27 protein-coding genes are annotated in these 25,998 nt (G+C 66.8%); 23 read left to right on the top strand and 4 right to left on the bottom strand.

Translation table 11 applies throughout. The features are described 5' to 3' along the window. Window positions 1-66 precede the first annotated feature (66 nt). Window positions 67-1,053 (bottom strand): malate dehydrogenase, encoded by a 987-nt coding sequence (locus U4Z64_RS02715; protein WP_044843799.1) that lies wholly within the window; start codon window positions 1,051-1,053, stop codon window positions 67-69. 288 nt (window positions 1,054-1,341) lie between these two features. Here U4Z64_RS02715 and U4Z64_RS02710 point away from each other — a divergent pair, with 288 nt between their 5' ends. The 7 genes from U4Z64_RS02710 (at window position 1,342) to gltA (ending at window position 7,282) form a co-directional block, all read left to right on the top strand. Next, complete coding sequence (locus U4Z64_RS02710; protein ID WP_082088449.1) at window positions 1,342-2,172, top strand: GntR family transcriptional regulator; 831 nt, start codon at window positions 1,342-1,344, stop codon at window positions 2,170-2,172. Between the two features lie 170 nt (window positions 2,173-2,342). Continuing rightward, window positions 2,343-2,759 carry a succinate dehydrogenase, cytochrome b556 subunit gene (sdhC, locus tag U4Z64_RS02705; RefSeq protein WP_012365678.1) on the top strand — a complete coding sequence of 139 codons (417 nt, stop codon included), beginning with the start codon at window positions 2,343-2,345 and terminating at the stop codon, window positions 2,757-2,759. A gap of 4 nt (window positions 2,760-2,763) precedes the next feature. Continuing rightward, entirely contained in the window at window positions 2,764-3,132 is a 369-nt protein-coding gene (gene sdhD / locus U4Z64_RS02700; RefSeq protein ID WP_059494581.1) for a succinate dehydrogenase, hydrophobic membrane anchor protein, read from the top strand. 3 nt (window positions 3,133-3,135) lie between these two features. Next, window positions 3,136-4,911 carry a succinate dehydrogenase flavoprotein subunit gene (sdhA, locus tag U4Z64_RS02695; protein ID WP_044843800.1) on the top strand — a complete coding sequence of 592 codons (1,776 nt, stop codon included), beginning with the start codon at window positions 3,136-3,138 and terminating at the stop codon, window positions 4,909-4,911. Window positions 4,912-4,932: 21 nt separating this feature from the next. Next, window positions 4,933-5,634 (top strand): succinate dehydrogenase iron-sulfur subunit, encoded by a 702-nt coding sequence (locus U4Z64_RS02690; RefSeq protein WP_011658352.1) that lies wholly within the window; start codon window positions 4,933-4,935, stop codon window positions 5,632-5,634. Window positions 5,635-5,642: 8 nt separating this feature from the next. Then, window positions 5,643-5,915, top strand: a complete 273-nt coding sequence (locus U4Z64_RS02685; RefSeq protein ID WP_044843801.1) for a succinate dehydrogenase assembly factor 2 — start codon at window positions 5,643-5,645, stop codon at window positions 5,913-5,915. A gap of 65 nt (window positions 5,916-5,980) precedes the next feature. Beyond that, entirely contained in the window at window positions 5,981-7,282 is a 1,302-nt protein-coding gene (gene gltA / locus U4Z64_RS02680) for a citrate synthase (RefSeq protein WP_014899964.1), read from the top strand. Window positions 7,283-7,372: 90 nt separating this feature from the next. Here the strand turns inward: gltA and U4Z64_RS02675 are convergent, their stop codons facing one another. Then, the gene (locus U4Z64_RS02675; RefSeq protein ID WP_124892009.1) at window positions 7,373-8,362 is read right to left on the bottom strand and encodes a helix-turn-helix domain-containing protein; all 990 of its coding nucleotides are present in this window, start codon (window positions 8,360-8,362) and stop codon (window positions 7,373-7,375) included. A 72-nt stretch (window positions 8,363-8,434) separates the two neighbouring features. Between U4Z64_RS02675 and U4Z64_RS02670 the strand changes: the two genes are divergently transcribed. The 5 genes from U4Z64_RS02670 to U4Z64_RS02650 all read left to right on the top strand — a co-directional run bounded on the left by U4Z64_RS02670 (window position 8,435) and on the right by U4Z64_RS02650 (window position 13,413). Further along, window positions 8,435-8,824, top strand: coding sequence for a VOC family protein (locus tag U4Z64_RS02670; RefSeq protein ID WP_321819189.1), 390 nt, complete (start codon window positions 8,435-8,437; stop codon window positions 8,822-8,824). A 111-nt stretch (window positions 8,825-8,935) separates the two neighbouring features. Next, on the top strand, window positions 8,936-10,189 hold the full coding sequence (locus U4Z64_RS02665; protein WP_321819188.1) for a DUF1479 domain-containing protein: 1,254 nt from the start codon (window positions 8,936-8,938) through the stop codon (window positions 10,187-10,189). A 229-nt stretch (window positions 10,190-10,418) separates the two neighbouring features. Beyond that, window positions 10,419-11,177, top strand: a complete 759-nt coding sequence (locus U4Z64_RS02660; RefSeq protein ID WP_321819187.1) for a dimethylarginine dimethylaminohydrolase family protein — start codon at window positions 10,419-10,421, stop codon at window positions 11,175-11,177. Window positions 11,178-11,278: 101 nt separating this feature from the next. Continuing rightward, on the top strand, window positions 11,279-11,743 hold the full coding sequence (locus U4Z64_RS02655; protein WP_124486396.1) for an Lrp/AsnC family transcriptional regulator: 465 nt from the start codon (window positions 11,279-11,281) through the stop codon (window positions 11,741-11,743). A 137-nt stretch (window positions 11,744-11,880) separates the two neighbouring features. After that, window positions 11,881-13,413, top strand: a complete 1,533-nt coding sequence (locus U4Z64_RS02650; protein WP_321819186.1) for an amino acid permease — start codon at window positions 11,881-11,883, stop codon at window positions 13,411-13,413. Between the two features lie 157 nt (window positions 13,414-13,570). On the opposite strand, the gene U4Z64_RS02645 is transcribed toward U4Z64_RS02650, so the two are convergent. Both U4Z64_RS02645 and U4Z64_RS02640 read right to left on the bottom strand, forming a co-directional pair. Further along, on the bottom strand, window positions 13,571-14,296 hold the full coding sequence (locus U4Z64_RS02645) for a glutathione S-transferase (protein ID WP_321819185.1): 726 nt from the start codon (window positions 14,294-14,296) through the stop codon (window positions 13,571-13,573). Between the two features lie 129 nt (window positions 14,297-14,425). Then, a complete protein-coding gene (locus U4Z64_RS02640) occupies window positions 14,426-14,758 on the bottom strand; it encodes a cupin domain-containing protein (protein WP_321819184.1) in 333 nt (110 codons plus the stop codon). 409 nt (window positions 14,759-15,167) lie between these two features. Here U4Z64_RS02640 and U4Z64_RS02635 point away from each other — a divergent pair, with 409 nt between their 5' ends. The 11 genes from U4Z64_RS02635 to U4Z64_RS02585 all read left to right on the top strand — a co-directional run bounded on the left by U4Z64_RS02635 (window position 15,168) and on the right by U4Z64_RS02585 (window position 25,960). Further along, window positions 15,168-15,989, top strand: a complete 822-nt coding sequence (locus U4Z64_RS02635; protein ID WP_321809816.1) for a hypothetical protein — start codon at window positions 15,168-15,170, stop codon at window positions 15,987-15,989. A 32-nt stretch (window positions 15,990-16,021) separates the two neighbouring features. Next, window positions 16,022-16,780: a Tat pathway signal protein gene (locus tag U4Z64_RS02630; protein ID WP_321819326.1), complete on the top strand. Its 759-nt coding sequence runs from the start codon at window positions 16,022-16,024 to the stop codon at window positions 16,778-16,780. A 162-nt stretch (window positions 16,781-16,942) separates the two neighbouring features. Next, window positions 16,943-18,352, top strand: coding sequence for a 3-isopropylmalate dehydratase large subunit (gene leuC, locus U4Z64_RS02625; protein WP_044843810.1), 1,410 nt, complete (start codon window positions 16,943-16,945; stop codon window positions 18,350-18,352). 3 nt (window positions 18,353-18,355) lie between these two features. Further along, window positions 18,356-18,502 carry an entericidin A/B family lipoprotein gene (locus U4Z64_RS02620; protein ID WP_011658379.1) on the top strand — a complete coding sequence of 49 codons (147 nt, stop codon included), beginning with the start codon at window positions 18,356-18,358 and terminating at the stop codon, window positions 18,500-18,502. 65 nt (window positions 18,503-18,567) lie between these two features. After that, a complete protein-coding gene (leuD, locus tag U4Z64_RS02615; RefSeq protein ID WP_044843811.1) occupies window positions 18,568-19,218 on the top strand; it encodes a 3-isopropylmalate dehydratase small subunit in 651 nt (216 codons plus the stop codon). A gap of 75 nt (window positions 19,219-19,293) precedes the next feature. After that, a complete protein-coding gene (gene leuB / locus U4Z64_RS02610; RefSeq protein ID WP_321819183.1) occupies window positions 19,294-20,361 on the top strand; it encodes a 3-isopropylmalate dehydrogenase in 1,068 nt (355 codons plus the stop codon). A gap of 118 nt (window positions 20,362-20,479) precedes the next feature. Next, the gene (locus U4Z64_RS02605; protein WP_059876093.1) at window positions 20,480-20,599 is read left to right on the top strand and encodes a hypothetical protein; all 120 of its coding nucleotides are present in this window, start codon (window positions 20,480-20,482) and stop codon (window positions 20,597-20,599) included. A gap of 84 nt (window positions 20,600-20,683) precedes the next feature. Next, entirely contained in the window at window positions 20,684-21,805 is a 1,122-nt protein-coding gene (gene asd / locus U4Z64_RS02600) for an aspartate-semialdehyde dehydrogenase (protein ID WP_057923940.1), read from the top strand. Window positions 21,806-22,368: 563 nt separating this feature from the next. Then, window positions 22,369-24,450 carry a FimV/HubP family polar landmark protein gene (locus U4Z64_RS02595; RefSeq protein ID WP_321819325.1) on the top strand — a complete coding sequence of 694 codons (2,082 nt, stop codon included), beginning with the start codon at window positions 22,369-22,371 and terminating at the stop codon, window positions 24,448-24,450. After that, window positions 24,450-25,262, top strand: coding sequence for a tRNA pseudouridine(38-40) synthase TruA (truA, locus tag U4Z64_RS02590; protein WP_185500371.1), 813 nt, complete (start codon window positions 24,450-24,452; stop codon window positions 25,260-25,262). The genes U4Z64_RS02595 and truA overlap by 1 nt, the downstream gene beginning before the upstream one ends. Then, on the top strand, window positions 25,259-25,960 hold the full coding sequence (locus U4Z64_RS02585) for a phosphoribosylanthranilate isomerase (protein ID WP_044843816.1): 702 nt from the start codon (window positions 25,259-25,261) through the stop codon (window positions 25,958-25,960). The genes truA and U4Z64_RS02585 overlap by 4 nt, the downstream gene beginning before the upstream one ends. Window positions 25,961-25,998 lie beyond the last annotated feature (38 nt).

Below are 25,998 nucleotides of genomic sequence, written 5' to 3'. Positions count from 1 at the left end.
CGGCTGCAGCCCCGCCGCCCGTGCCGCGGCCGGCCCGCCCGGAGGCGGCCCGGCCATGCAGCCTGCTTAGTTCTTCAGCAGGTGGGCGACGCCGTCGCGCTCTTCGAGCAGCTCGGCCAGCGTGCCGTCCATCTTCTCGCGCGAGAACGCGTCGATTTCGAGGCCTTCGACACGCTTGTACTCGCCGTTTTCGCACGTGACCGGCACGCCGTAGATGATGTCTTCGGGGATGCCGTACGAGCCGTCCGACGGGATGCCCATCGTGACCCACTTGCCGTTCGTGCCGAGGACCCAGTCACGCACGTGGTCGATCGCCGCGTTGGCTGCCGACGCCGCCGACGACAGGCCGCGCGCTTCGATGATCGCCGCGCCGCGCTTGCCGACGGTCGGGATGAACGTGTCGCGGTTCCACACGTCGTCGTTGATCAGCTTCAGCAGCGACTCGCCTTCGACGGTCGCGAAGCGGAAGTCGGGGTACATCGTCGGCGAGTGGTTGCCCCACACGGCGAGCTTCTCGATCGACGCGACCGGCTTGCCCGACTTGGCGGCGAGCTGCGACAGCGCGCGGTTGTGGTCGAGGCGCAGCATCGCCGTGAAGTTCTTCTTCGGCAGATCCGGTGCCGACTTCATCGCGATGTACGCGTTGGTGTTCGCCGGGTTGCCGACGACCAGCACCTTCACGTCGCGGCTCGCGACTTCGTTCAGCGCAGCGCCCTGGACCGTGAAGATCTCGGCGTTCGCCGACAGCAGGTCCTTGCGCTCCATGCCCTTCGAGCGCGGACGTGCACCGACCAGCAGCGCGACGTCTGCATCCTTGAATGCAACCTTCGGATCGTCGGTGATCACGACGCCCGCGAGCAGCGGGAACGCGCAATCGTCGAGTTCCATCACGACGCCTTTGACGGCGGCTTGGGCTTGCGGGAGGTCGAGCAGTTGCAGGATGACCGGCTGGTCCTTGCCGAGCAGGTCGCCGTTCGCGATGCGGAACAGCAGGGAGTAAGCGATTTGACCTGCGGCGCCGGTGACGGCAACGCGCTTTGCGGGCTTAGCCATTGAAAATCTCCAGGACGGGTGAAGCGGTGGACGCTAGGCAAAACGCCATTCTATGCGCGTTACGCGTAGCGTTGCATTGAAGCAGGGCGGAGGATTCGCGAAAGGCAGACGCGGTGAACCTGGAGACGGCCGTGGCACGTAGCCGGGGACGCATTTTGCACCCGCGAACCCTTGCTCGCCCCGGAGTGTAGGAGCCGATGGACCCAAAGTCAAACGGTATCATATGTCTTATATAAGACAGATGTTTTGCGGAATTTGAGTGGACGAAAAAGCGCGGTTTGTGATGAAATGCGCGCCATGACATCGAACCAGGCGAACAACGCGAATCCGACCGGCGCAGGCGGCCCAGGGCAGCCGGGCGCGGGCGATTCCGTGCCGGCGCCTGCGCCGGCCGCTTCGCCGTCGCCGACATTCAGTCCGTTATACCAGCAGATCAAGTCATTGATCACGCAAAGTCTCGAATCCGGTGAATGGAAGCCGGGCGAGATCATCCCGAGCGAAGTGGAGCTGGCTGCCCGTTACAAGGTCAGCCAGGGCACGGTTCGCAAGGCGATCGACGAGCTGGCCGCGGAAAACCTCGTGGTCCGGCGGCAAGGCAAGGGTACTTTTGTTGCGACGCACAATGAGGATCGCGCGCAGTTCCGCTTCCTGCGGCTGCTGGCTGACGACGGCGCCGAGCATCCGCACGTGAGCCGCCTGCTCGAATGCCGGCGCCTGCGCGCGCCGGCCGAGATCGCGCGGCAGCTCGACCTGAAGCCAGCCGATCCGGTCGTGCAGGTGCGTCGCCTGCTGGAGTTCGAGAACGAAGTGACGGTGCTCGACGAGATCTGGCTGCCGGGCGCGATGTTCCGCGGGCTCACGTTCGAGCGGCTGAGCGAGTACAAGGGTCCGCTCTACGCGATGTTCGAGACGGAATTCGGCACGCGGATGATCCGCGCGACGGAGAAGATCCGCGCGGTGGCGGCGGAGCCGGCGGTGGCCGACCTGCTGCACGTGCCGGCGGGTTTTCCGTTGCTGTCGGTCGAGCGCGTGTCCTATACATACGGAGACCGGCCGGTGGAAGTGCGGCGCGGCTGGTATGTCACAACCGGGTATTACTATCAGAATGACTTGAGCTGACGACGGATCGGCACAAGCAGCGTGCACGCGGGTTTCCCGTTTTCGCGTAGCACGTTTCGGGCCGCCTTTATTCCCGTTCGCGTAATGATCCAGAGCAGACTTTCGCTGCAGCGCGATATAAAAAGGCGCTAAAATCGCGGATTAGTGTGACAACATAGTAGGGGTCTAGCATGACTGACGCAGTAAGAAAGCCGAGGCCGGAATACCGGAACATCGGAATCGGCGACATCACCTTGAAATATCGCATGCCGCTGGCGGCGATATTGTCGATTCTCCACCGAGTCAGCGGCGCGCTGCTGTTCCTGTTCCTGCCGTTCCTGCTGTTCCTCTTCGACCAGAGTCTCACCTCCGAGCTCAGCTTCGAAGTCTTCAAGGCTTTCCTCTCCAACATCGTCGTCAAGCTGATCGTCCTCGCGCTGTCCTGGGCGTTCCTCCACCATTTCTGCGCCGGCATTCGCCACCTGCTGATGGACGTCAACCACGACGCCGTCTCGAAGGAAGGCGGCAAGCGGACGGCCGTCGTCGTCTTTGTCGTCTCGATCGCGCTGACGATCGCCATGGCACTCAAACTGTTCGGAGCATTCTAAGAAAATGGCAGCCAATAACCGAATCGGCTCGAAGCGCCTCGTCGTCGGCGCTCACTACGGCCTGCGCGACTGGCTCGCGCAGCGCGTCACCGCCACGATCATGGCGGTCTACACGATCATCCTGCTCGTCCTGTTCTTCGGCGCGCATGACTTCTCGTACGAAGGCTGGGCGTCGATCTTCTCCGCGCAATGGATGAAGCTCGCGACCTTCGTGACGCTGCTTTCCCTCTTCTACCACGCATGGGTCGGCGTGCGCGACATCTGGATGGACTACGTGAAGCCCGTCGGTGTGCGCCTGCTGCTGCAATCGCTGACCATCGTCTGGCTGCTCGCATGTGCGGGCTACGCCGCGCAGATTCTCTGGAGAGTGTAAAGAATGGCTGCAATCAAAACTTCCCTGCCGCGCCGCAAGTTCGACGTGGTGATCGTCGGCGCGGGCGGCTCGGGCTTGCGCGCAGCGCTGCAACTGTCGCGCGCGGGCCTGTCGGTCGGCGTGCTGTCGAAGGTGTTCCCGACCCGTTCGCACACGGTGGCCGCACAGGGCGGCATCGGCGCGTCGCTCGGCAACATGAGCGAAGACAACTGGCACTTCCACTTCTACGACACGATCAAGGGTTCCGACTGGCTCGGCGACCAGGACGCGATCGAGTTCATGTGCCGCGAAGCACCGAACGTCGTGTACGAGCTGGAACACTTCGGCATGCCGTTCGACCGTAACGCGGACGGCACGATCTACCAGCGTCCGTTCGGCGGCCATACCGCGAACTACGGCGAGAAGCCGGTCCAGCGCGCTTGCGCGGCCGCCGACCGTACCGGTCATGCGCTGCTGCACACGCTGTACCAGCAGAACGTCGAAGCGAAGACGCAGTTCTTCGTCGAATGGATGGCGCTCGACCTGATCCGCGACGCGGACGGCGACGTGCTCGGCGTGACGGCCCTCGAGATGGAGACGGGCGACGTCTACATCATGGAAGGCAAGACGACGCTGTTTGCGACGGGCGGCGCAGGCCGGATCTTCGCGGCATCGACCAACGCGTTCATCAACACCGGCGACGGCCTCGGCATGGCTGCCCGCTCGGGCATCGCGCTGCAGGACATGGAGTTCTGGCAGTTCCACCCGACCGGCGTGGCCGGCGCGGGCGTGCTGATCACCGAAGGCGTGCGCGGCGAAGGCGGTATCCTGCGCAACGCGAACGGCGAGCGCTTCATGGAACGCTACGCACCGACGCTGAAGGATCTGGCGCCGCGTGACTTCGTGTCGCGTTCGATGGACCAGGAAATCAAGGAAGGTCGCGGCGTCGGTCCGAACAAGGATCACGTGCTGCTCGACCTGTCGCACATCGGCGCCGAGACGATCATGAAGCGTCTGCCGTCGATCCGCGAAATCGCGCTGAAGTTCGCGAACGTCGACGCGATCAAGGAACCGATCCCGGTCGTCCCGACGATCCACTACCAGATGGGCGGCATCCCGACCAACATCCACGGTCAGGTCGTCGGCACGTCGCGCGGCCACAAGGATCCGGTCAACGGCTTCTACGCAGTGGGCGAGTGCTCGTGCGTGTCCGTGCACGGCGCGAACCGCCTCGGCACGAACTCGCTGCTGGACCTCGTGGTGTTCGGCCGTGCGGCCGGCAACCACATCGTCGAGCACGTGAAGAACCAGAAGGAACACAAGCCGCTGCCGGCCGATGCAGGCGAGTTCTCGCTGGCGCGTCTGAACAAGCTCGACAAGTCGAGCTCGGGCGAGTACACGCAGGACGTCGCGAACGACATCCGCGCGACGATGCAGAAGCACGCAGGCGTGTTCCGCACGTCGGCGCTGCTGAAGGAAGGCGTCGACCAGATGGCCGGCCTGAAGGCCCGCGTGGAAAACATCCACCTGAAGGACAAGTCGAAGGTGTTCAACACCGCGCGCGTCGAAGCGCTCGAGCTGGAGAACCTGATCGAAGTCGCCCGCGCGACGATGGTGTCGGCGGAAGCGCGCAAGGAAAGCCGCGGCGCGCACGCGCACAGCGATTACGAACACCGCGACGACGACAACTGGCTGCGCCACACGCTGTGGTACAGCGAAGGCGATCGCCTCGACTACAAGCCGGTTCAAATGAAGCCGCTGACGGTCGACTCCGTGCCGCCGAAGCCGCGCACGTTCTAAGCCGAGTCAAAGGAATCCGAAATGGCAAAACGCATTTTTGAAGTCTACCGCTACGATCCGGACAAGGACGCGGCACCGCGCATGCAGACGTACGAGCTCGAGATCCAGCATGAGCGCATGCTGCTCGACGCACTGGTCAAGCTGAAGGCCGTCGACGAGACGCTGTCGTTCCGCCGTTCGTGCCGCGAAGGCGTGTGCGGTTCGGACGCGATGAACATCAACGGCAAGAACGGTCTCGCGTGCCTGACGAACCTGAACGACCTGCCGCAGAAGATCGTGCTGCGCCCGCTGCCGGGCCTGCCCGTCGTGCGCGACCTGATCGTCGACATGACGCACTTCTTCAACCAGTATCACTCGATCAAGCCGTACCTGATCAACGACGCGCCGCCGCCGGAGAAGGAACGTCTCCAGTCGCCGGAAGAACGCGACGAGCTCGACGGCGTGTACGAGTGCATTCTGTGCGCGAGCTGCTCGACGTCGTGCCCGAGCTTCTGGTGGAACCCGGACAAGTTCGTCGGCCCGGCCGGCCTGCTGCAGGCTTACCGCTTCATCGCGGATAGCCGCGACACCGCCACCGGCGAGCGTCTCGACAACCTGGAAGACCCGTACCGTCTGTTCCGTTGCCACACGATCATGAACTGCGTCGACGTTTGCCCGAAGGGCCTGAACCCGACGAAGGCGATCGGCAAGATCAAGGAACTGATGGTTCGCCGCGCGGTTTAAAGTTTGTGATGAGCGACGATTCGCATCAATCCGACCCGCACCGTCGCGCGCGCCTCCGCTGGCGCGCGCGGCGGGGTCTGCTGGAAAACGACATCGTATTCGAGCGTTTCTTCAGCAGATACGAGCATGACCTCACCGATGCAGACGTAGGCGCGTTGTCGCGCCTGCTCGATCTGAGCGACAACGACCTGATGGACTTGCTCCTCGCGCGCAAGGAACCAGAGGGCGACCTAGACAGCCAGGACATTCACCGGCTGTTGGAGATGCTGCGCAACGTGTAACGCCAAGGTGTAACGCGCTGTGCCCGTTATCGAATCCCGTTTCTATTTTCGATTGAGGATGTGCCATGACTCCGTCTGATGTTAAAGCCACGCTATCGTTCAGCGACAACTCGCCGAGCGTCGAACTGCCGATCTACAAGGGCACGATGGGCCCGGACGTGATCGACATCCGCAAGCTGTACGGCCAGACCGGCAAGTTCACGTACGACCCGGGCTTCATGTCGACGGCAGCTTGTAATTCGGCGATCACGTACATCGACGGCGACAAGGGCGAACTGCTGTACCGCGGCTACCCGATCGACAACCTCGCGCAGAACGCCGACTTCCTCGAGTCCTGCTACCTGCTGCTGAAGGGCGAGCTGCCGAACGCGGCGCAAAAGAAGGAATTCGTCGACACCGTCACGAAGCACACGATGGTGCACGAGCAGATGCACTTCTTCTTCCGTGGCTTCCGCCGCGACGCGCACCCGATGGCGATCCTGGTCGCCGCGGTCGGCGCGCTGTCCGCGTTCTATCACGACTCGCTCGACATCAACGACCCGCGTCACCGCGAAGTGTCGGCGATCCGCATGATCGCGAAGCTGCCGACGCTCGTCGCGATGGCGTACAAGTACAGCATCGGCCAGCCGTTCGTGTATCCGAAGAACTCGCTGTCGTACAGCGCGAACTTCATGCACATGATGTTCTCGAACCCGTGCGAAGAGTACAAGGTCAACGACGTGCTCGTCCGCGCACTCGACCGCATCCTGATCCTGCACGCCGATCACGAGCAGAACGCATCGACGTCGACGGTCCGCCTGGCCGGCTCGTCGGGCGCGAACCCGTTCGCGTGTATCGCGGCCGGTATCGCGTGTCTGTGGGGCCCGGCGCACGGTGGTGCGAACGAAGCCGCGCTGAACATGCTCGAGCAGATCGGTTCGCCGGACAACATCCCCGAATTCATCAAGCAGGTGAAGGACAAGAATTCGGGCGTGAAGCTGATGGGCTTCGGTCACCGCGTGTACAAGAACTACGACCCGCGTGCGAAGCTGATGCGCGAAACGTGCTACGAAGTGCTGAACGAACTCGGCCTGCACGACGACCCGCTGTTCAAGCTCGCGATGCAGCTCGAGAAGATCGCGCTGGAAGACGAATACTTCGTGTCGCGCAAGCTGTACCCGAACGTCGACTTCTACTCGGGTATCGTCCAGCGCGCGCTGGGCATCCCGACGTCGATGTTCACGTGTATCTTCGCGATGGCACGTACGGTTGGCTGGATCGCACAGTGGAACGAAATGATCGCGGATCCGGAACAGAAGATCGGCCGTCCGCGTCAGCTGTTCATCGGCGACACGCCGCGCGAAGCGAAGCCGATCAACGCACGTTAAGTCGTGCGCGGCGCGAACGGCCGCAAGGCCGCTCGCGTCCGGCAACCGCAACGCCCCGACACCCCGGTGGGACATCCCGCCGGGGTGTTTTCATTTGCGCGGCCGTCGCTGGCCCGAGCCGGCGCGGCGTTCCAGCGACGGCGGGCGTGTGTCGAGCGGCGGCGAGTCGGTGCCGGTGTCGCTGTCGGGCGCGTGGCCGTGTTGCGCGAAGAACTGCCGGTATGCGCCGGGCGTCATCCCGCGCGCGGCGAGGAACTGGCGGTTGAAGTTCGCGGCGTTCGGAATGCCGCAGCGCGCGGCGACCGTCGCGATCGGCCAGTCGGTGCCGACCAGATGGCGGCACGCATGCGCGAGCCGCAGCCGCTGCACGTAGCGGCCGACGCTTTCGCCGAGGTGCCGTACGAACAACCGCTGCAGCGTGCGTTCGGACATGTGCGCGACGGCCGCGAGCGCATCGACGCGCAGCGGCTCGTGGAACTGCCGGTCGATCGCGTCGAGCACGCGATCGAGCCGCTCGGCTTCGGGCGCGGCGGCGTTCGCGGACGGCGACGCTGCATCGGGTTGATCGTAGGCCTGCGCGGTGGCGAGCGGTTCGCCGCCGGCGTCCGCGAGATCGGCGAGCGTGTCGAGTGCGGCCGCGAGGCGAATGCGCGGCGAAGGGTCGAGCAACTGCGGCAGCCGCGCGCGCATCGCACGGGCCGTATCGGCGTCGAACGCGAGGCCGGGCGCCGCGCGCCGCAGCAGCGAGCGCAGCGGCGCGTACTCGGGGCAGCAGTCGGCCACGCGTCGTGCCCAGTCACCGTCGAACCAGACGACGAGCGCGACTTCCGGCGCCGCGCGATCGATGCGCGCATTCGACGACCACGTATGCGGCAGGTTGGGCGGCACGAGCACCAGATCGTCGTCCGCATAGCGCGCGACGTGATCGCCGATGAAGCGCTGGCCGCGGCTGTTCAGCGTCAGCGTCAGTTCGTACTCGGGATGACGGTGCCATTCGAACGGAATGCGCGCGAGCTGGCGGTGGTACACGCGGATCGAACAGCCGGGGGCGAACGTCACGTGCTCGTACTGCGGTTTCATCGCGGCCTCCGGGCGAGGGCGGGCAGCGCGCCGTGGCATGATCGTGATCGATCGTCACGACGGAGCGATGCCATGTTTTCACATGTTTGCGTGGGCGTCAGCGATACCGCGCGCGCGTACGACTTCTACGCGCCGCTGTTCGCGGAACTCGGGCTGCGGCTGAAGTTCAGCGAGCCGGCCGGCTGGTCGGGCTGGATGCCGGCCGACACCGACCGGCCGCTGTTCTTCTTCGGCCGGCCGCTCGACGGCCGCGCGCCCGAACCCGGCAACGGCCATACGATCGCATTCGACGCGCCGACCCGCGCGCAGGTCGACCGCTGCCACGCGCTCGCGCTGCAGCAGGGCGGCGCCTGCGAAGGGCCGCCGGGCCTGCGGCCGCACTATCACCCCGACTACTACGGCGCGTATTTCCGCGACCCGGACGGCAACAAGCTGTGCGTGGTCTGCCATCGTCCGGAGTAGCGGGCGGTTTGTCAGAATTGTATCGATAGTTGGCCGGATAGTGTCGATGGCGGCGATGCGTCCGCCGTACGCTGAATGCTCATCACCACACGATTCAGCGAGGAGACGACGATGCACCTGACGATTGACGATCTGCCGGTTGCGATCCGCATGGCGAAAAGGGCGCTGCGCGCCGATCTGCCCGGTTACGCGGCCACGTTCCGCGAACTGGAGGGCGATATCGCGCGGCAGGTCGACGCGATCCGCCGCGCGCACGCGCACGGCCGCGACGTGATCCCGGTATTGCGATTCACGGATATCGCGAACGGCACCGTCGATCCGCAGGCGATCGCCGCGATCCGCACGCACGGCGCCGCGGTGATCCGCGGCGTGTTCGACGCGCAGCAGGCGCGCGACTGGAACGACGAGATCGGCGCCTATCTGGATGCGAACCGCTTCGCCGAGCGGCTGCATGCACGCGCCGAGGACCGCTACTTCGGCAATCTCGCATCGGGCAAGCCGCAGATCTACGGCGTCTACTGGTCGAAGCCGCAGGTGGCCGCGCGGCAGTCGCCGGCCCTCACGCAGGCGCGCGTGTTCCTGAACCGCCTGTGGCGTCATGCGCACGCCGCGCGCAGGCATTTCGACCCGGACCAGGTGCCGGCCTACGCCGACCGGATTCGCCGCCGGCCGCCGGGCTCGACGTCGCTCGGGCTGTCGCCGCATGTCGACGGCGGCTCTGTCGAACGCTGGCTCGGCGCGAATTTCCGGCAGGTCTATCGTCACGTGCTGGCCGGCCGCTGGCGCGATTACGATCCGTTCGACGCGGCGTTCCGCCCCGACGTCGAGGAGATCCCGTCGCCGGCCGTGTGCTCGATGTTCCGCACGTTCCAGGGCTGGACCGCGCTGACGCCGCAAGGGCCCGGCGACGGCACCCTGCAGCTGATTCCGGTCGCGAACGCGATGGCGTATGTCGTGCTGCGCGCGCTGCAGGACGACGTCGCCGACGACGACCTGTGCGGTGCGCGTCCGGGCCGCGCGCTGTCGATCCTGCCCGAATGGCACGCGCTGCTGCTCGACGCGCTGGTGCCGATCCCGCACATGGAGCCGGGCGACGCGGTGTTCTGGCACGGCGACGTCGTGCATGCGGTCGAGGATGCGCATCGCGGCAGCGGCGACAGCAACGTGATGTATATCGCGGCCGCGCCCGGGTGCGCGAAGAACGACGCGTACCTGCAGCGCCAGCGGCTCGCGTTCCTGCGCGGCGACAGCCCGCCGGATTTCCCGGCCGATCATTTCGAGATCGACTTCGACGGACGTGGCGGCGAGGGCGATCTCACGCCGCTGGGCCGTGCGCAAATGGGGTTCGCGCCCGTCGGCGCATGACGGACGCGCCGCATGCATCGGCCGCATCCGCACCGCGCGGAACGGCCGTTTGCACCGCGCCCGGCGGCTGTCTGCCGAATCCGCTGCATCCCGCCTGCAATTCGACGCGATCGGCTGCGGGCACGCCCGAATTCGACGCGAATTGCGCAATTTGGCTTCCGATAATGGTCCGGACACAACGCAGCCGCCCCGTGCGCCGCACGGGGGCAGCGTGACCATGGAGGAGTCGATGCAATTCACGCAAGCGATCGTTCGCCGTCCCGCGCCGTCCTGCGGCGCGGGTCTCACCACCGCCGCGCTCGGCGCGCCCGACTACGACAAGACGCTCACGCAGTTCCACGCGTATTGCGACGCGCTGCGCGGGCTCGGCGTCGAGCTGACCGAGCTGCCGCCGCTGGACGCGTTTCCCGATTCGCACTTCGTCGAGGACGTCGCCGTCGTCACGCCCGAATTCGCGGTGATCACGCGTCCCGGCGCACCCGCGCGGCGCGGCGAGACGGTGCACATCGAAGCGGCGCTCGCCGCGCATCGCGACCTGCTGCCGATGCAGGAAGGCCGTCTCGACGGCGGCGACGTGATGCAGGTCGGCAAGCGCTTCTACATCGGCCTGACGGGCCGCACCGATGCCGAGGGCATCGCCGCATTCGAGTCGTTGGTGGCGCGCTACGGCTATTCGGTCGTCGCGGTGCCGGTCGGCGCGGGGCTGCATCTGAAATCGGTCGTCAACGCGCTCGGCGACGACACGCTGCTCGTGACCGAGGCGCTGGCCGAGCATCCGGCGTTCGCCGACTATCGCCGCATCGCGATCTCGGCCGCCGACGAATACGCCGGCAACACGCTGCGCGTGAACGGCACGCTGATCACGCCGGCCGGCTATCCGCGCGTGCACGACGCGATTCAGTCGCTCGGGATGCCGCTGCACGTGATCGACACGAGCGAGTTCCGCAAGATGGACGGCGGCCTGACCTGCCTGTCGCTGCGGTTCTAGCCGATTGGCGCGCGGCCGCTTCGGCCGGATAATGTGGCCCCCGCGCGGAACCGGAGGAGACGCTCCGCGCACCAGCCACGACCCGACCGGAGCGAACGCGGATGACCGACAAGAAGATGCAGCTCGACAAGATCGATCTCCGGATCCTCGACATCCTGCGTACCGACGGGCGGATTTCCTACCGAAAGCTGTCCGAGCTCGTGAACCTTACGCCGCGGCCCTGCCAGGCGCGCGTGGAGCGGCTCGAGGCGCTCGGCGTGATCGAAGGCTACCGCGCGGTGATCAACGCGCCGCGCGCGACCAAGCCGATCGTCGTGATCGCGCAGATCGTGCTGGCCGACCACGGGCGTTCGCAGGCGCCGTTCGAGGACGAGATGCGGGCCAATCCGGCCGTGCTCGATTGCTGGCTCGTCAGCGGCACGTTCGATTTTCTCGTGCGGCTCGCGTGCGAGGATCTCGACGAATACCGGCGGATCGCGAACGCGTGGCTGGAAAGCCCGCGGTTCCGGATCGAGAAGATCGTGACGACGGCCGAGCTGCAGGCGATCAAGCGCAGCGTCGTCTGACGCGGCCGTGCGCGTCCGGGCCGCCGGCATCGGACGCGCGACCCGGCGGCAGGACCATTTTTTGACGCGAATAACCGGGCCGATCGATTGGTATTCCGAATCAATTCGAGCGGCCCGAATCCAACAGGGTGAACACTATGGATGCTTTGCAAGCGGCAGCGCAGACGGCCGCGCCGTCCGGAACGGCGCTCAAGCGCCGGCTGCAGAGCCGCCACATCGCGATGATCGCGATCGGCGGCTCGATCGGCACGGGGCTGTTCGTCGCGTCGGGCGCGTCGGTCGCGCAGGCGGGGCCGGGCGGGGCGATCGCCGCGTATATCGCGATCGGACTGATGGTCTACTTCGTCGTCACCGGGCTCGGCGAGATGGCCGCGCTGATGCCGGTGTCGGGCTCGTTCGCGATCTACGGCGAGAAGTACGTCGACGAAGGCTTCGGCGTCGCGCTCGGCTGGACCTACTGGTACAGCTGGGCCGTGACGATCGCGATCGAGCTGGTCGCCGCGCAGATCGTGATGCGCTACTGGTTTCCGGCGGTGCCGGGCGTGTGGTGGGGCGCCGGGTTCCTGGTGCTGATCTTCCTGCTGAACACGCTGTCCGTGCGCGGTTTCGGTGAATCCGAATACTGGTTCTCGCTGATCAAGGTCGTCACCGTGATCGCGTTCATCGCGGCGGGCTTGCTGATCGCGGCCGGCCTGCTCGGCAACGGGCAGCCGGTCGGCTGGCGCAACTTCAGGACCGGCGACGCGCCGTTCGTCGGCGGCGTGCACGCGATGATGAGCGTCGCGCTGATCGCGGGCTTCTCGTTCCTCGGCACCGAGCTGGTCGGGATCACGGCGGGCGAATCGGAAAACCCGCGCAAGACGATCCCGCGCGCGGTGAAGCAGATCTTCTGGCGCATCATGCTGTTCTACGTGCTCGCGATCTTCGTGATCGGCCTGCTGGTGCCGTACACCGATCCGAACCTGCTCAAGAGCGACGTGACCGATATCGGCGTCAGCCCGTTCACGCTCGTGTTCAGCCATGCGGGCTTTCCGCTCGCCGCGGGCGCGATGAACCTCGTGATCCTGACGGCCGTGCTGTCGGCCGGTAACTCGGGCACGTACGCGGCCACGCGGATGCTGTACAACCTCGCGGCGGAAGGCCGTGCGCCCGCGATGTTCGCGACGCTGTCGCCGGGCGGCGTGCCGCGCAACGCGCTGTACGCGACGATGGCGGTGGGCGGGCTGTGCTTCCTCACGTCGCTGACCAACAACCAGAGCATCTATCTGTGGCTGCTCAATACGGTCGGCATCACCGGCTTCATCGCGTGGCTCGGCATCGCCGTCTGCCACTACCGGTTCCGCAAGGGCTTTCTGAAACAGGGCTACCGGCTCGAGCAGCTGCCGTATCGCGCGAAGTGGTTCCCGTTCGGGCCGCTGTTCGCGATCGCGATCTGCATCGTGATCTCGCTCGGGCAGGATTACCAGGCGTTTTTCGCCGCCCGCGTCGACTGGATGGAAGTGCTGTCGATCTATGTGTGGATCCCGCTGTTCGTCGCGATCTGGTGGGTGTATCGCCGCGTGCGCAAGAGCCGGCTCGTGCGCTACGAGGAGATGGAGATCGGGCCGTGGCTCACGCGCTCGGTCGAGGCCGTCGATGCGGCGGTCGCGCGGCACGGGCAGCCGCACTGAGCGTGACGCGGCGCATGCGCGGCGACGGGGCCGGCTCGCGCAATGGGGCCGGCTCCGGTGAAGCAGGCGTGACGACGCGCAGCGGGCAGCACGCGTTCAGCGCGCGTGCTGCCGCTGCGCCTTCATGAAATCCACCCGCGCGGGAGGCGTGGCACCGCTACTTGTCCAGCTCCGGGTAGTGCCGGAAGATCCCCATGTCGTTGAACGGGATGCGGCGCTCCGACTCGAGATAACGCGCGACGGGCGGATGCGCCGCGACGCGGTCGTGCAGCCCGACGAGCCCCGCGACCTTGCGTTCCTCGCGCTTCATCGCCTTCGGGAACGCGTAGCGCAGGCCTTCGATCAGCTGGAAGATCGACAGATCCACGTAACTGAGCGCGCTGCCGGCGATGTGCCCGCCTTTGTGCGGATTCTGCGCGAGCACGCGATCGAAGTAGCCGAGGAATTTCGGCAGCCGATGTTCGAGAAAATCGGCCGCACGCTCGGCGGCTTCGGCCTTCTGGTCCTCGTAGTAAAGGCCGCTGCCGATCGGGTGATGCGTGTCGTGGATCTCGGTGACGAAATCGGCGACGGTCAACTGAAGCTGATGCACCCACAGCCGGCCGGCTTCGTCGTCGGGCGCGAGCCCCAGCCGCGCGCCGAGAAACAGCAGGATGTTCGCGGCCTGCCCGACGACCACGTCGCCGGTCTTCAGGAACGGCGGCGCGAACGGCACGCATTCGGCCTTCGTGCTGTCCATCAGCCGCATCATCGCCGACACGCCCATGCCGCGCCCCGATTCGCGCGCGACGTCGACGTAGTCGGCCTCGGCCGCTTCGAGCGCGAGCCGTACGTATTCGCCGCGGCCCTGGATTTCGGGCCAGTAATAGAGTTCGTATCGCATGCAGTGCTCCTGTCCGGTCGATGCGTCGGGCGATGCCAGCATCGTGATGGCGGGAAGGGCGGTCGCGCGCCGCCCGTTGCGAATAGACAGTCTAGGAGATCGTGCGGGAAGTGCGGTGCTTGCCGCGCATCACGCACCGCGCTCGTCGCGCTCGCCGCCTTCCGGGCCGTAGAAGAACACCCAGGTCGAGAAGTCGTCGGAGAAGCCGGCGAAGCGGTGCGCCGCGAATGCGGGGACGAACAGCACGTCGCCGGCCGCGACGCCGCATTCGCGTCCGTCCACGACGAACCGCGACGTGCCGGCGGCGATCACGTAGACCTCGTCGCGCGTGTGCGGCGTCTGCAGGTCCTCGCCGCGCGGCCGGTACAGCTCGATGTCGAGCGTGCCGTGTCGAAACAGCGTGGTGAACAGCGTGCCTTCATCGTCGAGGCGGGCGAGCGATTCGTTGATGCCGAGCTTCATCGTCGTGGGCTCCGGGGTGCGGATCGTGGGAACGAGGGCATGCGGGTTGCACCATCGTAGCGCGAAATCCGCAGCTCGGCCGGCGGTGCGCGACCCTGCCTGCGAATCGCGTCGCGCGCCATCGATGAAACGGCGGCACCACGATCTCACCACCGATGAAACGAATCGGTCCGCCGGTGAAACGGCGCGGCGATCGTCGGCATGTGTGCGACAGCTTCACCGCAATTTAATAAACGCGCACTACGATCGCGCATCGTCAATCGACGGAGCGTCGTGCTGCGTTTCACGCTTCGACGCTGCCGCCCGTCGCGGATCTCCGCGATTCGCCAGATTGCCATTTCCCGTGACCCCGCGAATTGCACCGCCGCGCCATGCCGCCGCATGCGATTCGCATTGTTTCGCATTTCTTATGAATTCGAATGCATCGACTGCTTCACGCAGAAAATTCCTTGCCGCCGCACCCGGCATCGCGGCGGCGCCGCTGTTGAGCGCATGCGGTGGCGACGACGTCGCATCGGCGCCGCTCACCGATGCGGCGCTGGCCGCGCAGATGTCCGCGAAGCTGAACGCGCAGCTCGGCGATGCGGCGACGGTCGACGCGATCCTGCCCGCGTTGACCGATGTCGGCTTCACCTGGGACCTGCCGACGGTGCCGGCCGCGCAGATCGGCGCGATCGTCGCGTACAGCTTCGGCAATCGCCCGAACGCCGCAAGCGGCAACACGTCGAGCACGGGCGGCAACCAGTCCGCGCTGCCCGATCCGGGGCCCGTCAACGAAGCGCTCGCGGACGTCGTGTACCGCATCCGCCAGCTGAAGCCGGTCAAGGTCTACGCGCAGTGGGAAATCGCGCGCTTTCTCGTGTCGAAATACGGGATGGGCGCCGATGTGCTGTCGTCGGTCGAACCGGTGATCGCGAGCGACGGCACGATCGTGTACCTGAGCACGGCCGGCGTCGCGGCCGAGGCGGTTACGCGCGCGGGCGGCGCGGCTGCGATGGGCACCGTCGCGGTGGTCGGCCATCGCGACCATGCGAAGCGCTGCATCCAGACCTCGCAGCAGGCCGGCATGAAGGCGGCCGCCGTCGCCGAGGTGCCGCTCCCGACCGTGTACGACCCGCAATCGGGCCAGCCGTGGACGCGCAACCGCAGCCTCTACCTCGTGCACGACATGTATGCGCAGATGCTGAGCCGCGCGATCGCCGCGACGATGCAGGCGTTTCCGAAGGGCTGACGCCGGCCGCTCTCCACTCGAATCTCATGACCATGACGACCCGCCGCCATTTCCTCGCTTCCTCTTCGCTGCTCGCTGCATCGTGCGCCGCCGTCGCGCCCGCGCGCGCGAGCGGTGCCCCCGTGTCCGATGCGGAACTCCAGCGCCAGATGCTCGGCAAGCTGACCGACGAACTGAACGATCGCGCGACCGCGGCCGACGAGACCGGCTACCTGCTCGAAACCTTCTTCTCATGGACGCCGCCGGGCATTGACGCGGCCGCCGTCGACACGATCGCCGCGTTCGGCTTCGGCAGCCGCGCGGGCGCGTCGGGCACCGCGCCCGTCCCGGGCCCGGTGAACGAGGCGATCGCCGATGCGGTGTTCCAGCTTCGGCAAAAGGCCGCGGCGCCGATTTACGCGCAGCAGGAAGTCGCGAGCGTGCTCGCGTCGAAGTACGGGCTGACGGCCGGCGTGACGTCGATCGCGACGCGGGCACCGGCCGCCGGCAGCCCGATCCCGACCCCCGACGGCGTCGTCGCCGCGATCGTCCGGCAGGCCGGCTCGGCCGCGGCGCTCGGCAAGGTTGGCATCGTCACGCATCGGGATCAGGTGTCGCTCGCCGTGCGCGTGTCGAGCGCTGCGGGAATGCAGGCCGCGGTGCCGGCCGGGCTGACGCTGCCGGTGTTCTACGACGCCGCCGCGCAATTGCGCGCATTGCGGCGTCGCGATCTCTACCTACTGAGCAGCGCGGGCGTGCAGCTCGGCATGCTGCGGCTCGCGCTGATCAACCGCGAATACCCGAACGGCTGACGTTCCCCGTTTGGCTGGTAATGCCGATACAGGTATTGGCACTACCAGCCAAACCACTGTTTTTAATGGGTTTTTTCGCGCCGCGCCCGCGCCGCGGCGCGTTCTGCGTGGCATAATCGACCGCATCCGCAAGGCTTGTAGTCACAACGACCCCGCATACCCATGGCACAGACTCTCTACGACAAACTGTGGAATACCCACGTCGTCCACACCGAGGACGACGGCACGGCATTGCTCTACATCGACCGTCAGCTGCTGCACGAAGTCACGAGCCCGCAGGCGTTCGAAGGGCTGAACGTCGCGCACCGCCCGGTGTGGCGCATCAGCGCGAACCTGGCCGTGTCGGACCACAACGTCCCGACCACGGATCGCAGCCACGGCATCGCCGATCCGGTCTCGAAGCTGCAGGTCGACACGCTCGACGCGAACTGCGATGCGTTCGGCATCACGCAGTTCAAGATGAACGACGTGCGTCAGGGCATCGTGCACATCATCGGGCCGGAGCAGGGCGCGACGCTGCCGGGCATGACGATCGTCTGCGGCGACTCGCACACGTCGACGCACGGTGCGTTCGGCGCGCTCGCGCACGGCATCGGCACGTCGGAAGTCGAACACGTGCTCGCGACGCAAACCTTGCTGCAGAAAAAGAGCAAGAACATGCTCGTGAAGGTCGAGGGCACGCTGCCGCGCGGCTGTACCGCGAAGGACATCGTGCTCGCGATCATCGGCAAGATCGGCACGGCCGGCGGCACGGGCTACGCGATCGAATTCGGCGGCTCGACGATCCGCGCGCTGACGATGGAAGGCCGGATGACCGTCTGCAACATGGCGATCGAAGCCGGCGCGCGCGCGGGCATGGTCGCCGTCGACGACACGACGATCGACTACCTGAAGGGTCGTCCGTTCGTGCCGACCGGCGCGGAATGGAACCAGGCCGTCGAGTACTGGCGCGAATTCAAGTCCGACGAAGGCGCGCAGTTCGACCGCGTCGTCGAGCTGAACGCAGCCGAGATCGTCCCGCAGGTCACGTGGGGCACGTCGCCGGAAATGGTCACGTCGATCGACGGTCGCGTGCCGGACCCCGAGCGCGAGAAGGATCCGGTCAAGCGCGACGCGATGGAGCGCGCGCTGGCCTACATGGCGCTCGAGCCGAACACGCCGATCGAGTCGATCAAGGTCGACAAGATCTTCATCGGTTCGTGCACGAACGCGCGCATCGAAGATATCCGCGCGGCCGCCTACGTCGTGAAGAAGCTGAACCGCCGCATTGCATCGAACGTGCGGCTCGCGATGGTCGTGCCGGGCTCGGGCCTCGTGAAGGCGCAGGCCGAGCGCGAAGGCCTCGACAAGGTGTTCACCGACGCGGGCTTCGAATGGCGCGAGCCGGGCTGCTCGATGTGCCTCGCGATGAACGCCGACCGGCTCGAGCCGGGCGAGCGCTGCGCGTCGACGTCGAACCGCAACTTCGAAGGCCGGCAAGGCGCGGGCGGTCGCACGCACCTGGTGAGCCCCGCGATGGCGGCGGCGGCGGCGATCGAAGGCCATTTCGTCGACATTCGCCAGCTGGGGTAACGCGTGACGGCATCGAAGCTCATCGCGCGGCTGGTGGCCGCGCTGGCGCTCGCGGGGCTGGGCTTCGGCCTCGCGGGCTGCAATACCGTCCGAGGCTTCGGCCAGGACGTCAACGCCGCCGGCAATGCGCTGCAGCGCGCCGCGGACTGACGCCCACCGAGAATTTGTCGATGTGCGCCGGCTGAATGCCGGCCCTCCAACCGGATAGACGGATCATGGAAAAATTCACTGTACATACCGGCGTCGTGGCGCCGCTCGATCGCGAGAACGTCGACACCGACGCGATCATCCCGAAGCAGTTCCTGAAGTCGATCAAGCGCACGGGCTTCGGTCCGAACGCGTTCGACGAATGGCGTTACCTCGACCACGGCGAGCCGGGCCAGGACAACTCGAAGCGCCCGCTGAACCCGGACTTCGTGCTGAACCAGCCGCGCTACCAGGGCGCATCGGTGCTGCTGGCACGCAAGAACTTCGGCTGCGGCAGCTCGCGCGAGCACGCGCCGTGGGCGCTGCAGCAGTACGGCTTCCGCGCGATCATCGCGCCGAGCTTCGCCGACATCTTCTTCAACAACTGCTACAAGAACGGGCTGTTGCCGATCGTGCTGACCGAGCAGCAGGTCGATCACCTGTTCAACGACACGTATGCGTTCAACGGCTATCAGCTGACGATCGACCTCGATGCGCAGGTCGTGCGCACGGGCGACGGCCGCGAGTATGCGTTCGACATCACCGCGTTCCGCAAGTACTGCCTGCTGAACGGTTTCGACGACATCGGCCTGACGCTGCGTCACGCGGACAAGATCCGCCAGTTCGAAGCCGAGCGGCTCGCGAAGCAGCCGTGGCTCAACAACAAGCTGGTCGGCTGAGATTGCCTCCGGGCGGGCGCGCGTGACGTGCGCCCGCCGACCTGCCACCCATACCTATCCAGTCAGGAATAACGCATGAACATTGCAGTGCTGCCCGGCGACGGCATCGGTCCGGAAATCGTCAACGAAGCGGTCAAGGTGCTGAACGCCCTCGACGAGAAGTTCGAGCTCGAGCAGGCGCCGGTCGGCGGCGCGGGCTACGAGGCGAGCGGTCATCCGCTGCCGGACGCGACGCTGAAACTCGCGAAGGAAGCGGACGCGATCCTGTTCGGCTCGGTCGGCGACTGGAAGTACGACTCGCTCGAGCGCGCGCTGCGCCCCGAGCAGGCGATCCTCGGGCTGCGCAAGCATCTCGAGCTGTTCGCGAACTTCCGCCCCGCGATCTGCTATCCGCAGCTCGTCGATGCGTCGCCGCTGAAGCCGGAACTGGTCGCGGGCCTCGACATCCTGATCGTGCGCGAACTGAACGGCGACATCTACTTCGGCCAGCCGCGCGGCGTGCGCGCGGCACCGGACGGCCCGTTCGCCGGCGCGCGCGAAGGCTTCGACACGATGCGCTACTCGGAACCGGAAGTGCGCCGCATCGCACACGTCGCGTTCCAGGCCGCGCAAAAGCGCGCGAAGAAGCTGCTGTCGGTCGACAAGTCGAACGTGCTGGAGACGTCGCAGTTCTGGCGCGACATCATGATCGACGTGTCGAAGGAATACGCGGACGTCGAGCTGTCGCACATGTACGTCGACAACGCGGCGATGCAGCTCGCGAAGGCGCCGAAGCAGTTCGACGTGATCGTGACCGGCAACATGTTCGGCGACATCCTGTCGGATGAAGCGTCGATGCTGACGGGCTCGATCGGCATGCTGCCGTCGGCGTCGCTCGACAAGAACAACAAGGGTCTGTACGAGCCGTCGCACGGTTCGGCGCCGGACATCGCGGGCAAGGGCATCGCGAATCCGCTGGCGACGATCCTGTCGGCCGCGATGCTGCTGCGCTATTCGCTGAATCGCGCGGAGCAGGCCGATCGCATCGAGCGCGCCGTGAAAACGGTGCTCGAACAAGGCTATCGCACCGGCGACATCGCGACGCCGGGCTGCCAGCAGGTCGGCACGGCGGCGATGGGCGACGCGGTGGTCGCCGCGCTGTAAGCGCGCAGCAAGGCAACAGGCAGTCAAGATGGAAAAGGGCGCGAACCGGCCGCGAAATCGGCCGGTTCGCGCGCGGTTGGCCGTTGTGCGGGCAACCGGCTTTGTGTAGACTCGAACGATGGCGCTGATTTCCCTGATCTCCCCGGTCCTGAAACTCCACGGCAACACTGCCCGTGCGGGTGTGCGCGCCATCGTCATCACGAAAACCATTACCACGAAAACGATCATTAAACGCTGATCGCCGTCGTGCCCGCCTGTTTCCCCGCGCGGTCACGCGGGGACGGAAATGGCGGGGAAGCTCCATTCAAGCAAAGGGTTAGTCATGAACGTAGGTCTCGTAGGTTGGCGCGGCATGGTCGGCAGCGTGCTGATGCAGCGCATGCAGGAAGAAGGTGATTTCGACCTGATCGAACCGGTGTTTTTCAGCACCAGCAACACGGGCGGCAAGGCGCCGTCGTTCGCGAAAAACGAGACTACGCTCAAGGACGCGACCAACGTCGACGAGCTGAAGAAGTGCGACGTGATCATCACGTGCCAGGGCGGCGACTACACGAACGACGTGTTCCCGAAGCTGCGCGCGGCCGGCTGGAACGGCTACTGGATCGATGCAGCCTCGTCGCTGCGGATGAACGACGACGCGGTCATCATCCTCGATCCGGTCAACCTCGACGTGATCAAGGACGCGCTCGTCAAGGGCACGAAGAACTTCGTCGGCGGCAACTGCACGGTCAGCCTGATGCTGATGGCGCTCGGCGGCCTGTTCCGCGAGAACCTCGTCGACTGGATGACGGCGATGACCTACCAGGCCGCATCGGGCGCGGGCGCGCAGAACATGCGTGAACTGCTGTCGCAGATGGGCACGCTGCACGGTTCGGTGCAGGAACAACTCGCCGATCCGGCTTCCGCGATTCTCGACATCGACCGCCGCGTGCTCGCGACGATGAACAGCGACGCGATGCCGACGAGCCACTTCGGCGTGCCGCTCGCCGGCTCGCTGATCCCGTGGATCGACAAGGATCTCGGCAACGGGATGTCCAAGGAAGAGTGGAAGGGCGGCGCGGAAACCAACAAGATCCTCGGCAAGCCGGCCATGGGCGAGCCGGGTTCGATCCCGGTCGACGGCCTGTGCGTGCGGATCGGCGCGATGCGCTGCCACTCGCAGGCGCTGACGATCAAGCTGAAGAAGGACGTCCCGCTCGACGAAATCAACGGCATCCTCGCGTCGGCGAACGACTGGGTGAAGGTCGTGCCGAACGAGCGCGAAGCGTCGATGCGCGACCTGTCGCCGGCGAAGATCACCGGCACGCTGACGGTGCCGGTCGGTCGCCTGCGCAAGCTCGCGATGGGTGGCGAATACCTGTCGGCGTTCACGGTCGGCGACCAGCTGCTGTGGGGCGCAGCCGAGCCGCTGCGCCGCATGCTGCGCATCCTGCTCGACAAGTAAATCGGGCCGCGCCGCGCGCAGTGCGCGCGTGACGCGAAACGCCTGCCAGCCCTTCGCGGGGCGGCAGGCGTTTTTTTTGTCCGGCGTCAGGTCTTGTGCGGACCGCCCATTGCGCGGAAGTCCCGAACCGCTCGCGCGGCCGGGGCTTTTCCTGCATCGCCATCCTTTGGCACGAGGAATCGATGCGACGCGAAGTACAAGAAGGGGCCGAATTCGTTCCGGAACTCGATGTCGTCGTCCGTTTTTTCATCGATTGATGCCCCTCTTTTGACAAAACCGGCGCGTGCGATTCAGTGCCCGGATCGGCGATGCCTTTGCGCGATTCGCGCACCGACGGCCCGACGCGGTCGGCCGTAAGGTCGCGGCGCAGGCGTGGACGGCCGCATCCGCAGGCGACGAATTCGGCCGGAACGCGATCGTGTGAAGTAAACTATGCGGTTACGACGCGCAGAGCCGCCCAAAGCGTCGCGTTCTGCGCGACGCTTTTGCATTTCTGCGGCGACTTTATTGACGCTTCCCTACGCGAATCCGAGCCGCGCCCGCGCGCGGCGATAGAGCCTACGATGTCCCGAATTTCCTTGTTTCCGCGTCAGTCCCGTCTGGCGCGCGCCGTGCGTGGCGCGCTGGCGATCCTGGCGCTCGGCGCGGCCGCTTCGGCCTGGGCGGCCGGTTCCGGCGAGCTGCCGGCGTCCGCCGCCGGCGGTGCCGCGCCGCTCAACGTGACGGTCCAGCCGGGCCAATCGTTGAACGACCTCGCGAAAGCCGCGACGCAATCGCACGATCCGGGCGTGCTCGCGCGCGCCGGCCGCGCGCTGTTCGACGCCAATCCGCAGGCGTTCATGAAGCACGACCCGAGCCGCCTGAAAGTCGGCGCGACGCTGACGGTGCCGGCGCTCGATGCGACCGGCGCGGCGCTCGTGCCGGCTGCTGCGTCGGGGGCATCGGCTGCGTCCGCGCCGGTTGCCGTGTCGAGCACGGCGGCGGTCACGCAGCATGGCGCGTCGGCGCCGCATCCTGGGTCGGCCGTGCAAACCGCGCCGGCCGTATCGGCCGCGCATACGGCGCCGGTCAGCGGGGCGAGCGTCACGGTCGCAGCCGGGGCAGCGGCAGGCGCGTCGGCTTCGAGCGGCGCGTCCGCCGCGCACGGCGCGTCGACGGTCGAATCCGTCCAGTCGCCAGCGGCTGCGGCCGGCGCAAGCGGGCCGCACGTGTGGAACGGCGCGATCCAGTCCGCACCGTCGTCCGCGAGCGAAGCCGTGATGCAGTCCGGACCGGGCGGTGCAGCTCAAGGGATGCACGAACCGTCTGCAGCAGCGCCCGTCGCGGGTGCGTCGCAGCCGCGGCCGTCGAGCCTGCAGCAATTGCTCGCGCTGAAGAACCGCGTGCTGATGGAACTGCAGAAGCACGGGATCGGGAAGCCGGCCGCCACGAACAACGTTGCAACGGCGCCGGCGCCCGCTGCGCCGCGTCCCGCTGCGAACGGCACGAACGGCACGAATGATGCGGGGGCGTCAGCTGCCGCGTCGTCGTCGGCTGCGAGCGAAGCGGCGTCCGGCGTGGCCGCGAGTGCGGTGCAGCCGGCATCGGCGCTCGTGCAGCCGGCCGTGCCGGCGGCGACCGCTGTGCCTGCACGCGGTTCGGAACAGATCGACTGGCGTCCGGCCGCAGCGGCCGGCGCCGCCGTGGTCGTGCTGGCGGCCTGTTTTGCGTGGCGCAAGCGCCGGAAAGCGCGGCCGACCGACGAAACCGCACCGGCATCCGGCGGGACGGCTGTTGCCGACGACGATGCATCTTCGTCGCCGGTCGCATCCACCGAGCCAGTGCCGCCGATTCTCCCCGAGACGCCGTTGGCCCGCGACGCGGCCGCCGATCTGAGTCTGGTCACGGCCGCCGCCGCAGCGGCGGAGACGTTCGAGACGCACGAACCCGAAATCCCGTCGCCGTCGGAAACGGCGAAGCCGCACGACGTTCAGGCGGAAGCATCGGCCGCGCGCATCGCACCCGACAGCGACGCAACGCCGGCCCCGCACGACGAGAAGCCTGTCGCGGAACCGGCCGCGGACGAGCCGCTCATCACGCCCGCCGCACCCGCGACGAACGACGCGCAGCACGCAGCGCTGATGCAGAACGCGATCAGCGCGCTCAACAGCCTCGACATGCCGCTGCCGCCACGTACGGCCGATGAGCCGTCCGCACGGGAAGGGCAAGCCGAAGGCGAGCGAATCGCAACTAACGGTCAATCCGCCACACACCCGCCAGTTGGCGCGACCGATCCGTCCCCGGAACATCCGGCCGACCATGACGACGAGTTCGACTGGGATCCGGACGCGGCAACGCCTGCCTCTCACACGGGCGGTGCCGCCGCGCCGTCGTCGCTGCCGCCGCTCGGCGTCGCGCAGTTCGGCGCGCTGAAGCTGGATTTCGATCTCGACCTGCCGTCCGCGCCGGGTGCCGTGCTGCCCGCGCTGACGCCGGAAGAACTCGCCCGCATCGCCCGCAACAAGCTGGATCTCGCGTCGGAGTACGTGCAACTGGGCGATCTGTCCGGCGCGCGCACGCTGCTGCAGGAAGTGGTCGACGCGAACGACGCCGCCACGCGTGACGATGCGCGTGCGCTGCTCGCGAAACTCGCGGAAGAGGCGTGATGCGGATCGCGCTCGGGATTCAGTACGACGGCGCCGCGTTCTGCGGCTGGCAGGCGCAGCCGCACGGCAAGACCGTGCAGGATGCGCTCGAGCGCGCACTCGGCGCGTTCGCATGTGTGCCGCTGCACACGACGGTCGCGGGGCGGACCGACACGGGCGTGCACGGGCTCGGACAGGTCGTGCATTTCGATACGGAGCTCGATCGCGCGGATTTCTCGTGGGTGCGCGGCACCAACGCATTTCTGCCGCCGACCGTGTCCGTGCAGTGGGCGAAGCCGATGCCGGACGCGTTCCACGCGCGTTTCTCGGCGTTCGAACGCACGTACTACTATGCGCTGTACGTGCATCCCGTGCGCTCGCCGATGCTGGCCGGCCGCGCGGGCTGGATCCACACGCCGCTCGACGACGACGCGATGCGCGCGGCCGCCGCGCATCTGATCGGCGAGCACGACTTCTCGTCGTTCCGGTCGTCGGAATGCCAGTCGAAGACGCCGGTCAAACACCTGTACCAGATCGACGTGCGGCGCGCGGGCCACTTCATTCATTTCCGCTTCCGCGCGAACGCGTTCCTGCACCACATGGTGCGCAACCTGATGGGCTGCCTCGTCGCGGTGGGGCGCGGCCGCTATCCGGCCGACTGGCTCGCCGACGTGCTGGCCGGGCGCGATCGCAATCTCGCGGCGCCCACGTTCATGGCCGACGGGCTGTACCTTGCCCATGTCGGCTACCCGGCGGAATTCGCCGTCCCGCCCGCGCAGCTCGGCAGCGTGCCGTGGAGCAGCGTCTGGGCCGATCTGGATCCACAACCATGACGGATCACGCCGTGTCTTCTTCGACCTCCGCCGCGGCCGGCCTCGCGCCGCGCACGCGCATCAAGCTGTGCGGCCTGTCGCGCCCCGAGGACGTGCTGCATGCCGCCGCGCTCGGCGCCGACGCGATCGGCCTGGTGTTCTATCCGAAGAGCCCGCGCGCGGTGTCGATCGCGCAGGCGGCCGAACTCGCGAGCCTCGCGCCGCCGTTCGTGTCGGTGGTCGGGCTGTTCGTGAACGCGACCGAAGCCGAGATCGAGGCGGTCGTGCGCGACGTGCCGCTCACGATGCTGCAACTGCACGGCGACGAGACGCCCGAGCAGTGCGACGCCCTCGGCCGCGCGGCGCGCCTGCCGTGGTTGCGCGCGGTGCGCGTCGGCCCCTCGACGCAGCCGGCCGATTTGGTAGAATCGGCTCTTCATTATTCGAAAGCGCGCGGCCTCCTGTTCGACACCCTGGTGCCGGACTACGGTGGTAGCGGCAAGGTCTTCGATTGGTCTCTTATTCCCGCAGAGCTCGCGCATCGGGCCGTTTTGAGTGGTGGCTTGAACGCGCAAAACGTCGGTGATGCGATCCGCCAGTTGCGTCCGTTTGCTGTCGATGTCTCGAGTGGCATCGAAGTGGAGGGCGCGAAGGGCGTGAAGGATCATGCCCGAATGGCGGCGTTCGTACGCGCGGTGCGCGAAGCGGACGCCGGGTGATGCAAGAAGGTGCGGCCCCGACAGCGGGCGCACCGACC

The organism is Burkholderia sp. BCC1996 (genome assembly GCF_905339955.1).
Classification (GTDB): domain Bacteria; phylum Pseudomonadota; class Gammaproteobacteria; order Burkholderiales; family Burkholderiaceae; genus Burkholderia.
This window is presented reverse-complemented; position numbering and strand designations above follow the sequence as displayed.

Excerpts from the sequence above, each read along its gene's own strand:
- U4Z64_RS02715 (WP_044843799.1), bottom strand. The coding sequence starts at position 1,053 with ATGGCTAAGCCCGCAAAGCGCGTTGCCGTCACCGGCGCCGCAGGTCAA.
- U4Z64_RS02710 (WP_082088449.1), top strand. The coding sequence starts at position 1,342 with ATGCGCGCCATGACATCGAACCAGGCGAACAACGCGAATCCGACCGGC.
- sdhC (WP_012365678.1), top strand. The coding sequence starts at position 2,343 with ATGACTGACGCAGTAAGAAAGCCGAGGCCGGAATACCGGAACATCGGA.
- sdhD (WP_059494581.1), top strand. The coding sequence starts at position 2,764 with ATGGCAGCCAATAACCGAATCGGCTCGAAGCGCCTCGTCGTCGGCGCT.
- sdhA (WP_044843800.1), top strand. The coding sequence starts at position 3,136 with ATGGCTGCAATCAAAACTTCCCTGCCGCGCCGCAAGTTCGACGTGGTG.
- U4Z64_RS02690 (WP_011658352.1), top strand. The coding sequence starts at position 4,933 with ATGGCAAAACGCATTTTTGAAGTCTACCGCTACGATCCGGACAAGGAC.
- U4Z64_RS02685 (WP_044843801.1), top strand. The coding sequence starts at position 5,643 with ATGAGCGACGATTCGCATCAATCCGACCCGCACCGTCGCGCGCGCCTC.
- gltA (WP_014899964.1), top strand. The coding sequence starts at position 5,981 with ATGACTCCGTCTGATGTTAAAGCCACGCTATCGTTCAGCGACAACTCG.
- U4Z64_RS02675 (WP_124892009.1), bottom strand. The coding sequence starts at position 8,362 with ATGAAACCGCAGTACGAGCACGTGACGTTCGCCCCCGGCTGTTCGATC.
- U4Z64_RS02670 (WP_321819189.1), top strand. The coding sequence starts at position 8,435 with ATGTTTTCACATGTTTGCGTGGGCGTCAGCGATACCGCGCGCGCGTAC.
- U4Z64_RS02665 (WP_321819188.1), top strand. The coding sequence starts at position 8,936 with ATGCACCTGACGATTGACGATCTGCCGGTTGCGATCCGCATGGCGAAA.
- U4Z64_RS02660 (WP_321819187.1), top strand. The coding sequence starts at position 10,419 with ATGCAATTCACGCAAGCGATCGTTCGCCGTCCCGCGCCGTCCTGCGGC.
- U4Z64_RS02655 (WP_124486396.1), top strand. The coding sequence starts at position 11,279 with ATGACCGACAAGAAGATGCAGCTCGACAAGATCGATCTCCGGATCCTC.
- U4Z64_RS02650 (WP_321819186.1), top strand. The coding sequence starts at position 11,881 with ATGGATGCTTTGCAAGCGGCAGCGCAGACGGCCGCGCCGTCCGGAACG.
- U4Z64_RS02645 (WP_321819185.1), bottom strand. The coding sequence starts at position 14,296 with ATGCGATACGAACTCTATTACTGGCCCGAAATCCAGGGCCGCGGCGAA.
- U4Z64_RS02640 (WP_321819184.1), bottom strand. The coding sequence starts at position 14,758 with ATGAAGCTCGGCATCAACGAATCGCTCGCCCGCCTCGACGATGAAGGC.
- U4Z64_RS02635 (WP_321809816.1), top strand. The coding sequence starts at position 15,168 with ATGAATTCGAATGCATCGACTGCTTCACGCAGAAAATTCCTTGCCGCC.
- U4Z64_RS02630 (WP_321819326.1), top strand. The coding sequence starts at position 16,022 with ATGACGACCCGCCGCCATTTCCTCGCTTCCTCTTCGCTGCTCGCTGCA.
- leuC (WP_044843810.1), top strand. The coding sequence starts at position 16,943 with ATGGCACAGACTCTCTACGACAAACTGTGGAATACCCACGTCGTCCAC.
- leuD (WP_044843811.1), top strand. The coding sequence starts at position 18,568 with ATGGAAAAATTCACTGTACATACCGGCGTCGTGGCGCCGCTCGATCGC.
- leuB (WP_321819183.1), top strand. The coding sequence starts at position 19,294 with ATGAACATTGCAGTGCTGCCCGGCGACGGCATCGGTCCGGAAATCGTC.
- U4Z64_RS02605 (WP_059876093.1), top strand. The coding sequence starts at position 20,480 with ATGGCGCTGATTTCCCTGATCTCCCCGGTCCTGAAACTCCACGGCAAC.
- asd (WP_057923940.1), top strand. The coding sequence starts at position 20,684 with ATGAACGTAGGTCTCGTAGGTTGGCGCGGCATGGTCGGCAGCGTGCTG.
- U4Z64_RS02595 (WP_321819325.1), top strand. The coding sequence starts at position 22,369 with ATGTCCCGAATTTCCTTGTTTCCGCGTCAGTCCCGTCTGGCGCGCGCC.
- truA (WP_185500371.1), top strand. The coding sequence starts at position 24,450 with ATGCGGATCGCGCTCGGGATTCAGTACGACGGCGCCGCGTTCTGCGGC.
- U4Z64_RS02585 (WP_044843816.1), top strand. The coding sequence starts at position 25,259 with ATGACGGATCACGCCGTGTCTTCTTCGACCTCCGCCGCGGCCGGCCTC.